Here is an 11,175-nt window from a genome sequence, read left to right on the forward strand (position 1 = left end):
ATGACACAGACAGAAAAGCAGCAGTTAAAATGCTTCTTCTCTGTCTGTGTTGTTTTTATTTTTAAAAGTCATTTTCCCCGATATTTAATCGGTATTGCCTGTTTATCCGTTCTTTGATTTGCGTAAGAAAACCTTCCGGGCCCAATACCTTTACGACCGGGCCAAAGCTTAGAATGCGTATCAGAAGTTCGGTTTCATCCTGTCTGTCGTAATAAATCCTGCAAGTATAGCATTCCTTTTCTTCATCATATTCTGTCTGCTTTTCCCAGGAGGCAAATTGCAGCATAAAACGCTCCAGTGCGTTCCGCTCTTCGGAAATTTCCAGTACAATGGGAGTAGCGTGGGTTTTCTGAACAAAATACTTTTCTGCGTTGAAATGGACCGGTAGGACAGCAGTGGAAGATTCAACCGAGCGGATTCGTGCAAAGTTTAATGTGACTTTTTTATGACGTCCATCCCCTTTAAGAAGGACCCCAAGGAGGCGGAACTTATCGTCCCGGACGGAGTAATTTATATGATAAGGAACAATATTTCTGGCCAGCCGTCTTTGTTTACCGCTTTCATACTGAATATATACCGGTGATTTTGTAACACAGGCCTTTAGGATCGACCTGAAATTCTGAATATAGGTTTCATCTTCATAAGGGTCACCATCGGCTGCCAGGTCATATGTATGAAAATCCTCTGTTAAAAAGAGGGGCGGAATATCAGAAAGTGCACTTTTCAGTGCAGCCAACTCGTCCGGAGCCACAAACAGAAGGATTCGCCTGTCCAAGAGGAGAGCCTTTAACCACGCTTTTTCAAGGCCTGTCATGGGCCGTCTGGTGTCTGGCCATTGGAGCTTTGAATAGTATTTGCCGTCTGCCTGCCTTTTAAGCAAACTCCACTCATCGGAAAAAAGCTTTGGCAGCAGGTGAAAGGCACTGTCATAAAAGGCATGGGAGTTGACCAGTTTTTCAATATCACTTTTTGAGATACCGTCCCCCGCCTGTTCCAAAATCTTTGCTACTACTGAATAATAGCAGCCATAAACCTCTGAAAATAAATCGCTGTTAGTTCCCATACATTTCTTTCATCCTTTTAATATCCTTGTAAAAACGGTCGATAACAATTTGGTTTGTTCCTTCCAGCTGTATAATTCTTCCCGTAAAGGTTTTAAGCCATGGAGAGATATCATTGGAATCAAACATTTCCTTTGTATATAGAAAAACATTCGGCTCCAGGCGTATAAGTTCACCGTCATGGCCCTCACGAACAATGCGCTCCAGTATATAAGCTTCGGTTTCCTCGTTAATAGACAGCTTCATACAGACAATTTCCATACGGCTTTCACCGCCAAAGCCTACTCCCCATATATTAGGAAGATTTTTCATAAGATTCTCATAGTGCTTCTTGGTATCATTACAGAATCCCAGCGTTTTAACTGCTTTTATGTGGTCCAGCCGGTAGTTGAAGAAACGCTTTGTTCTGGTTTTATAGACACAGAGATAACGTCTTCCGGTCGCAGCGCTGATGAAGATTTTTAGAGGAATACCATCCAAAGTGGAAATCCGGGTTCCGGATTCATTGTAGTTTAAGAATTCAATTGCCTGTCCGTTTCTGATAGCAGAAAGCAAATCCAGCAGAATTGCATCTTCCAGAGTATGTGCGGCATAATAATGTTTGAAGGAAAAGAGGCCATTTAGGGTATTCTGGTTATCCATGATAAAGCTGCCGATTTCCCCAAAGGCTGTGGCGCCCTGAAAGAATTTAACTGCGTCTGATAAACCGGGTGCCATAGTAAGCATATGCTCAAAGTTATCGGGGGACAGGCTGTAATAGAGGGATTTCCCTTGCTTTTTTGCTGCTATCAATCCCAGTGTATGGTATTCATTGCACTTGTTGCGGACGGTCTGGATGTCAAAAATCTGATCGCTCCTTTTGCAAATAACATCAGTTAGTTTGTCGATGGAAAAAATTTCCTTATTTTTAAGTGCATCCAGAATATAAAAATGCAGCATAATATCATTGTTTGTAAAAGCTTTGGATTTCCAGGCGGCATAGAGAGGATTTACCGGCACCTTTGAACAATCCATGGAAATAAACAGATTCTTTCCGGATTTTGTATACTCCCATTTCATGTATTCCCCTATATAGCTTTCAATCCGGCGCTTCTCATTATCGTAAGTACGGGCAGATTTGTGCGTAAAATCACTGCGGGATTTAAAACCGTAAATATAAAAATCCCGCATGTAATCCCTTATTTTATCAAAATTTCGAATCAGTTCCTGAAATTCTCCCATACTAATCTCCATGCATATCGCAAGTTTACTTGCGATACTGCTTAAATAGAAATTTGAAAAATGCAATGCATTTTTCAATCTAATCCCTATTTTCGCAAACTTTTTTAAATGATTGCAGTGAAAATACATGTTAATATCATAACATAGCAAACAGATACAGACAATAAAGAATGAAGGGAAGTGATTGTATGTTTGTTATTGCGGATAAGAATACCTGTATACCTATTAAAGTATGGCTGGAGGATGGAAAAAGTATAGATGAAAGTTGTCTGGAGCAGGCATATAATCTTTCCAGACTGCCCTTTTTACATCAATGGGTCGCATTGATGCCGGACACCCATACAGGAATGGGAATGCCAATCGGAGGTGTTATTGCTGCCAAGGATGTTATTATTCCAAATGCAGTCGGGGTAGATATTGGATGCGGCATGGCATTTGCAGGAACCAATATCCCTGTGGAAGAAATCAAAAATATCCAGACAGGAAGCGGCACGCTGATACAGGCTATCGTGGGAGATATCTTAAGGAATGTTCCCACAGGCTTTAAACACCATACCCATGAACAACCCTGTAATACTCTTGATAGAGCCCTTGAGGAGCTTTATAAATATGAAGAAAACGGCGAGTTATTAGGACAGTTGGATGCGGGATTCTTTCAGATTGGCACTCTTGGCGGCGGAAATCATTTTATCGAGTTACAGGAGGACGAAGAAGGTTATCTTGGTATTATGATTCATTCCGGAAGCCGTAATTTCGGTAAGCAGGTGTGCGATGCTTTTCATCACAAGGCCAGAGAACTGAACCAGAAATGGCACAGTCAGGTGCCGGATGAATATCGTCTGGCTTTTCTGCCGGTGGATATAAAAGAGGGCAGGCAATATATTAACTGGATGAATCTTGCACTGGATTTTGCGGAGGAAAACAGGCTTCGCATGATGCTTGCAGTGAAAGCAATTGTGGATAAATGGGTTAGTAAGTATACCGGTTTAAGCATTGAATATACAACAGAAATCAACTGCCATCACAACTATGCGTCCTTGGAACAGCATTACGGCAAAGAGGTGTGGGTTCACCGCAAAGGAGCAACAAGGGCAAGAGAAGGTGAACTTGCAGTTATTCCCGGTGCTATGGGTTCCTATAGCTATGTGGTAGAAGGCTTGGGAAATGATATGAGCTTTCATTCCTCCTCCCATGGGGCAGGCAGAAGATATTCCAGAAAAGGTGCCATGGCGGCCTTTACAACAGAGGAAGTTATGGGTGATTTACAAAAACAGGACGTCGTTTTAGGAAAGTTCAATAAAAAGGACGTGGCCGAGGAAAGCCGTTTTGCCTATAAGGATATAGACGAAGTAATGGAAAACCAAAGGGATCTGGTAAAACCGGTAAAACGGCTGAAAACAATCGGCGTTGTAAAAGGATAACGGTATTTTGGCGTAGGCCATGATATAGTCTGTTTGTTTTAGCATAGGATTTTCTTCCTTGCGGCGCAGGAAGCTTTTGCTTAGCTGTGTACCGGACAGACGGGATTTAAGAGGGGATGGCGGTTCGACCCCCATACCCATTATAGGGTTAGCCAAGTGGTTAAGGTAATTAAGGTAAGATTAACGATCTGTGGTTCAACTCCACACCAATACACCTGTCAAGTGTATAAACATCAGAAAGAGTGTAGATACCCGGTGGCGTAGAAATTGTGCGTCACAGCATGAATCCGGGCCTGCAGCAGGGCGGATACCGCAGCAAAAGACTTATCCCATGTTCATAAACTGTATGAAAACCGGATAAAACATTTAGCTGCTCAAGCCATACTCCCCAGGGATTTATGTGGGTATTTACGCAAATTCTAAAAATTAAGAAAGGAAAGAAGTTAAGATGAAAGTAATTATCAATGAAAATGAAAGGGGCTTTCTGTTTAGAAACGGCATGTTCCAACGCATGCTGGTACCTGGCAGACATGATGTGACTTCGCTCTTTGGCGAAACCTGTTTTAAGACAACGGTCTCCCGTATGATAAACATAAAAGATATTGATATCAATGTATTGCTAAGGGATATAAATTTCGTAAACAGCGTGGCAATGATTGAAGTGCCTGACTTGCATTTTGCCCTGCATTACGAGGATGGCAGAGCAGTAGAGGCATTAAATCCCGGTACATATTATTTCTGGAAAATATTCCATGAACATTCTTTTCAGCTGATTGATATCAGCAAGCCGGCTGTTAATTTACCAAAGGAAATGATGTCGATTGTTCCTTCAAGATTGTATAGTCAGATGACTGTTGCGGAAGGAGAGACAGGATTACTCTATTTTGACGGTAAGTTTCAGGGAGAATTATCTCCTGGCAGTCACTGTTTCTGGAATTCGGCTGTTAAGGTATCCTGCCAGATTGTGGATATGCGTACACAACAGTTGGATGTGAACAGCCAGGAGATATTAACAGCAGATAAGGTAACTTTGCGATTGAATTTTGTCTGTACCTATAAGATTACGGATGCAGTCAATATCAACAACCTGCTCAAGGATTATAAGACCCAGATTTATGTTACAACTCAGCTGGTATTAAGGGAGTATGTAGGGCGGTTGAAGTTTGACGAGCTGCTGGAGCAAAAGGACAGTCTGGCAGGATTTGTACTTGAGAAGTTAAGAGAAAAGCAGGATAGCCTGTTCATTGAATTTACGGACGCAGGACTAAAAGATATCATTCTTCCCGGTGAAATAAGAGATATCATGAATACGGTCCTGATTGCAGAGAAAAACGCCCAGGCCAATGTTATATCCAGACGGGAAGAGGTCGCCTCCACAAGAAGCCTTCTTAATACTGCAAAGCTCATGGAGGAAAATACCACATTGTATAAGCTTAAGGAACTGGAGTATCTTGAGAAAATATGTGATAAGGTAGGCAGTATTTCAATCGGAAACGGAAACCTGTTAGGTCAGCTTAGTGACATTTTATATGCAAAGAGATAGAGATAAGACCCACGGAGATTTTATAATCTGTGGGTTTTATTGTTGCTCTTTTGAACTTGAAAGTTAAAAATTTACTTGGGATACAAAAACTGGTGGAAATTGCAGGCCGGATAGGATATAATCGTAGCATCTATTATAGCAGCTGTAACGGAGGAAAGTTTATGAAAAAACGGTATTTCGTAATTTGTCCGGTTTTACTGGTATTGTCAATCGGTTTAATACTATTTGATTTACTGGTGGCTTCTGTCCCGGCATGGGTCGTTGGATGTAATATAGCTCTTACGGTTATTAACCTTGTGTTTTTTTACCTGAAAGCCAATGCAAAACGAGGCGGAAAAATCCTTATCACTGCTATTACCTTACTGACTGTGTGCTTCTCCCTCTTTGGCCTTTACTGCAATCCATATTGGAATAGCTACAACTTTAGAGCAAATAGCAGCACAGAGGATTATAACCGCGAAATCAGTTATAAGCAGGCAAAGGAAGATATCGATTATATGTTAAAATACATAAAAAAGGACCATCCCCTATTTCGAAAGAATGCTCCCGATAACTTTACAGCCGCATATGAGAAAGCAGTATCGGAACTTAAAAGCAGCAGCCATATTACGGTTTCCATGCTCTGGCAAAAGACACAAAGCATTCTGTCAACCCTTGGTGATGGACATACCTGTGCCTATGCCAACTACAAGACTCCTCATTATTTAAAATATAGAGCAGAACTGAAAGCAGGTAATTATGATTTAACCAAGGTAAACGGTATTTCCATGGAAAAGCTCTTCCAGGAAAAGAACAGCTTATTTTCCTATGAAGCGGAGAGCCTTGGAAAAGAAATGTTGAAAATACGTCTTCTTTCTTTGGAAGGATTGGATTTTCTTGGCATTCCCATCTCTGACGGTATTGTATTTACCTATAAAAACGATAATGGCAACACAGTTGAAAAAACCTGCTATGCAAAGGATTTTCTTACTTACGGTGAATATATTAAGTATAACAATATAAAAGATGACAATAAGACGAAGGAGAATTTTGTTTCTTATTCCATAGAGGAAGACAAAAGTCTGGCCCTTCTCACACTTACCGCCTGCAATTACAACAAGCAATACCGTGATTGCCTGAATAAAATGTTTTCGGAAGTAAAAGAAAAGAACATTAAGAATGTTGCAGTTGATATCCGGGATAATGGAGGCGGCAACTCCCTTGTGGCAGATGAATTTATCAAATATCTGGATACTGATACCTATAAAGTGTCTACGGATAAGTGGAGATTGGGCTTATTCAACATAAACAATAAGCATAATATCCAAGTAAATCATAAATATTCAGACCTCACTTTCAGCGGCAGGGTATATATTCTCACATCCGTTGGAACTTTTAGCTCTGCCATGCAATTTGCGGAACACATCAAGGACAACCGGTTAGGTGTAATCATTGGGGAAGCTCCCGGAAATAATGCATATGGCTATGGGGATATTGCGATTTTCAGGATGCCAAACTCAAAGCTTTATTTTCAGGTATCCACCAAACAATTTTTCAGAGCAGACCCTGCAATAAAAGATAAATGGGTAATACCGGATGTTCCTTGTGATAGCAAGGATGCATTAACCGTATTATATCAGCAGTTATAGAAATATTATGGATGCTTTCGTTTGCGGAATTGCGCGAATTCTTCTTCTATAGCTTTATTGCTTTGAAAAAAATCCAATAAATCTCTTATGCTGGTGAGTATTTCATCGTTGAGGGTATGTTCTATCTTTTCTGTTTCCTCCAGTAAACTGCTCTTGATATTTAAGAATTTCAGAAAGTTCTCTACCAAATCATGCCGGCACAAAAGGGCTTTTCCTTTTACAAGGCCATTTGGTTCCAGTATGATTACGCCGTACTTTTCATATTTAAGAAGGCTCATTTCTGCTAATTTTTTTACCATACTGGTTACGGAGGGGGGCTGTACATTCAATGCCTGGGCCAAGTCTCCGGCTCTGGTGTAGCCGCTGTCCTTTGACAGGCGATATATCATTTCCAGATAATCTTCGGCGGAGGGGGACAAATCGTCATGATCGGTTCTTAAATATTCCCGAAAGGTGTAAAACTCCTGATCTGACATGGCTACTATCCTAACAGTTATTTATTCATTATATGTTTGGAAGACAAAAGTAAGACATGGAAATATATAGTAAGAAAATACCGATATTCCACTATTGTATTCTGAAAATATTCAGTGTATAATTTGGCGTATAAAATATTTGACAGCATTGGAGGAGGCTGTAAAATAATACCAGACCGTGATGCCAAGATGGCTGTGATGCTAATTATAATGAAGAAGAAACACTCGCTTAGATTATTTGGCAGAGAAATATACACTTTGATGGGAGGTTGATAGCACTGTTGTGAGCAGGATTCAGGCTATAACGGGTATTAACATTTACCGGGGCGAAAAGACCATTTCACACTAGCTCCCATGGCATAAATCGTCTGCTTGCAGATGATTTACTGCCTCAAATCAGGGTGTGAAATGTCTTTTATTTCACACTAGCTCCCATGGCATAAAATGTCTGCTTGCAGATGATTTACTGCCTCAAATCAGGGTGTGAAATGTCTTTTATTTCACACTAGCTCCCATGGCATAAATTGTCTGCTTGCAGATGATTTACTGCCTCAAATCAGGGTGTGAAATGTCTTTTATTTCACACTAATACAAGGAGTGTAATTCATATGACAAAAAGCAAAGGTACCATAAAGGGAAAGCTCAAGATTAAGTCACTGAAGAATCAAATTGTAATGACAATCATGCTGTGCTGTTTAATATTGACACTTGTTGTATCAGCTGCCGTTTGGTTAAAGGTGTCAAGTGTGACAGAACAGAATGCCAGAGATTATCTTACACAGGTGGCCTCAGATAAGGGGCATGAATTTCAGACTCATACGAGCAAAATTGAAACTACTGTTTCTGAATTGGGGCAAATAGTTGCAGATCAGATAGACACAAAGAGTGTAAAAGATGACGGCTATATGGAGGCCTATGTCAATACTCTTTCCCAGACCATTAAATCCATGGCAGGTGCAAATAAAGATATTCTTGGCTTGTACATAAATTTTGAGGAATCCTTCACCGGAGGTTATTATGATGTAGCCTACAGCCGGGACATAGAAACACAGGCAGTAGAGATGAGTACTAATGAATATGGAATTAATGATTATGTTGAAACCAATGAAGATATGAAGTGGTATTATGAACCCGTAAAAGCCGGAAAAGGTATGTGGATTGACCCTTATACGGACTCTTATTCCTTACAGCATATGATATCCTATACAATGCCCATATATCTTGATAAACAATTAGTCGGGGTTGCCGGTATTGATATTGCTTTTGATGATCTGCAGTCCATTATCCTCGGAACAGATGTTTATGATACAGGATATTCCTTTTTGCTAAACAGCTCCCACAACTATATTGTAGATCCTAAGCAAGAGTCTGGAACCGCCTTTAATGCAGTAGTATATGGAACGGGCACTTCTGCGGTACAGGAGGCAGATAAAAAGGGACTTTTCTCTGAAAAGATTCTTTTTAATGGAAAGCAATCCTGGGCTGGCTTTTATAAGCTGGATAACGGGATGATTCTTGGTGTATCTGCTCCGGAAAAAGAGGTGTTGGCGAATTTATATAATGTTGCGGCTACCATTGGGATTGTCGCACTGATCGCAATTATTCTCGCAGGCATTGCGGGCTATTTCTTAAGTAAAAGGATTGCTGACAGGGTTTCGGCAGTATCAAAAGTACTAAGGCATATAGCGCAGTTGGATTTGTCTGCGGAGATACCTGCAAAATTATTGAAATCCGAGGATGAGGTCGGTGAGCTTACCAGATCCGCAGATGTTACACAGAAGTTTTTGAGGGGAATTGTTAAAAGAATTCTCAATGAGACCGGCATCGTGGATGAGACAGCCGAGAGTACGGAACGGGATATGATCGGCTTAAACAATGAGATTGAAAGCATATCTGCCACCACAGAGGAGCTATCTGCCGGTATGGAAGAAACAGCTGCCATTACCCAGAATATGCTGGATTCTACCGGTGATGTTATGCGTTCAACAGAGACCATGGCCGAGAAAGCGAAGGATGGTGCCACGAAAGCAGAGGAAATCAGCACCAGGGCAACAAAGTTAAAGGAAGATGCCAAGGAATCCTATCAGAAAGCAAAGCTTACCAGTTCAGAGGTAAATGGTGCCATGCAGCAGGCAATAGAACAGTCAAAGGCAGTAGAGAAGATACATGCGTTAGCAAATGCTGTACTGGAGATATCGTCTCAGACCAATCTATTGTCACTTAATGCAGCAATCGAAGCAGCCAGAGCAGGTGAAGCCGGACGTGGCTTTGCGGTAGTAGCTTCCGAAATAAAAAACCTGGCCGCTGACACTGAGCGGATTGTAACAGAGATACAAAGCTATACTTCATTGACGGTCGCTTCAGTAGAGGATCTTATTAAGGCTGCTGAGAGAATCCTTGCATTTCTTCATACACAGGTTATCCCGGACTACAATTTGATGGTTACAACGGGTGAACAATATTATGAAGATGCCGGATATATAAATAATATGGTAAATGAGTTCAGGTCTATTTCCGAAGAGCTTACGGATACGATGCATAATTCTGTAAATGCATTAAAAGAGATAGCCGGAGCGAACAATGAATCAGCGAAGGGAACCTTAAATATAGCTGAAAGTATAGGTTCTGCCGCTGTCAGCGCCAGTGATGTGTTAAAGCTATCCTCTGAAACGAAGGAAAGTTCCAGAAAGTTAAAGCAAATTGTTGATAAGTTCCAAATGTAACAGCTCTGTAATCTGGATGGTTGCAGTACTTTTAAGGACATGCTATACTTAATAGTACAATAATGGAAACAGGAGACAGAGTATGATTTTATTAAAAGATATATGTGACGGTATTAAGATGCCGGAGGAAGTTACAAACATCGTATTGGAGCTTGAGAAAGAGCTGGATATGAAAGCCCTTGAGCCTTCCGTCTGCAAACTTTACCGCCGTTCTTTATGGCAGGAAGGCTTAGGAGAACTGCGGAAGGTCTTTGGTGAGGATAAGAATAATTATAAAATGCTTACCTGCATGCTTGTTATGGGTCTTGATACTTATAAAAAATATAAAGAGAAGGGCATCAGCGATAAGGTTTTTTATGATACCTTTGCCTGCTTTTCCAGATTTGTAAAAGAGCATATGGCAAGCTACGGTTCCTATGGCTTTGACAGAGAGTGGTGGACACCAAGACAGCTCTCCATGGAGGAATTCCGTCTTGGCGAATTGGAATTTGAAGTGGAGAAGTGGGAAGGTGAGGACGTAATCAGTGTGCATATTCCTTCCGATGCCTCAATCACAAGAGAGAATTGTGTGGCTTCTTATACCTGGTCAAAGGAATTCTTTAAAGAATACTATCCTGGTTTTGCTTATAAATATTATATCTGTGACTCCTGGATGCTATCCCCAGGCTTAAAAGATGTATTACCGGCTGATTCCAGAATCCTAAGCTTCCAGAAGGACTTTACCATTACGGAATGGGATAAGGAGAATCCCTCCTATCTGGAATGGGTATATAAGAATTCGAATCTGACATTGGAGGAATTGCCGGAGAATACCTCTTTACAGAGAAATATTAAAAAACACTTAAAAGAAGGCGGAAAAATCGGAACTGCCTTTGGATATATCAAAGCGGATACAGAGATAAAATAAATGTTGTAAAAAATGATTATTTACCCTTGACACCCCGATATAAAATGTTAAAATGATATCCAACAAACACAGACAAAAGCGTTGACGAGGAGGAGTACATGTTATTCCGGATGAACAGAGAGAAGATGGCTGGTGAAAATCTTCGTGATGGGAGCATGGAAGTAGCCTTTGAGCTTTGGACCGAACAAAGATAAT

General features: G+C 40.8%; 8 protein-coding genes and 1 other annotated feature (1 of these 9 cut by a window edge). Of the genes, 5 read left to right on the forward strand and 3 right to left on the reverse strand.

The features are described 5' to 3' along the window. Positions 1-61 precede the first annotated feature (61 nt). Positions 62-1,063 (reverse strand): WYL domain-containing protein, encoded by a 1,002-nt coding sequence (locus BUF11_RS10755; RefSeq protein ID WP_073588858.1) that lies wholly within the window; start codon positions 1,061-1,063, stop codon positions 62-64. Beyond that, on the reverse strand, positions 1,053-2,282 hold the full coding sequence (locus BUF11_RS10760; protein ID WP_073588859.1) for a WYL domain-containing protein: 1,230 nt from the start codon (positions 2,280-2,282) through the stop codon (positions 1,053-1,055). The genes BUF11_RS10755 and BUF11_RS10760 overlap by 11 nt, the downstream gene beginning before the upstream one ends. Positions 2,283-2,470: 188 nt before the next feature. Between BUF11_RS10760 and BUF11_RS10765 the strand changes: the two genes are divergently transcribed. From BUF11_RS10765 to BUF11_RS10775, 3 genes are all read left to right on the forward strand, one after another. Beyond that, positions 2,471-3,703, forward strand: coding sequence for an RtcB family protein (locus BUF11_RS10765; RefSeq protein ID WP_073588860.1), 1,233 nt, complete (start codon positions 2,471-2,473; stop codon positions 3,701-3,703). A gap of 448 nt (positions 3,704-4,151) precedes the next feature. Further along, positions 4,152-5,246: a slipin family protein gene (locus BUF11_RS10770; protein ID WP_073588861.1), complete on the forward strand. Its 1,095-nt coding sequence runs from the start codon at positions 4,152-4,154 to the stop codon at positions 5,244-5,246. A gap of 161 nt (positions 5,247-5,407) precedes the next feature. Continuing rightward, a complete protein-coding gene (locus BUF11_RS10775; protein ID WP_139243388.1) occupies positions 5,408-6,874 on the forward strand; it encodes a S41 family peptidase in 1,467 nt (488 codons plus the stop codon). Between the two features lie 5 nt (positions 6,875-6,879). Here the strand turns inward: BUF11_RS10775 and BUF11_RS10780 are convergent, their stop codons facing one another. Beyond that, positions 6,880-7,350, reverse strand: coding sequence for a metal-dependent transcriptional regulator (locus BUF11_RS10780; protein WP_073588863.1), 471 nt, complete (start codon positions 7,348-7,350; stop codon positions 6,880-6,882). 608 nt (positions 7,351-7,958) lie between these two features. On the opposite strand from BUF11_RS10780, the gene BUF11_RS10785 reads away from it, so the two are divergent. Then, the gene (locus BUF11_RS10785) at positions 7,959-10,073 is read left to right on the forward strand and encodes a methyl-accepting chemotaxis protein (protein WP_073588864.1); all 2,115 of its coding nucleotides are present in this window, start codon (positions 7,959-7,961) and stop codon (positions 10,071-10,073) included. Positions 10,074-10,155: 82 nt separating this feature from the next. Beyond that, a complete protein-coding gene (locus BUF11_RS10790; protein WP_084558601.1) occupies positions 10,156-10,980 on the forward strand; it encodes an acyltransferase domain-containing protein in 825 nt (274 codons plus the stop codon). 72 nt (positions 10,981-11,052) lie between these two features. Beyond that, positions 11,053-11,175, forward strand: a binding site (T-box leader); it runs 139 nt beyond the window's last position.

Source organism: Anaerocolumna xylanovorans DSM 12503, assembly GCF_900143645.1.
Lineage (GTDB): Bacteria > Bacillota > Clostridia > Lachnospirales > Lachnospiraceae > Anaerocolumna > Anaerocolumna xylanovorans.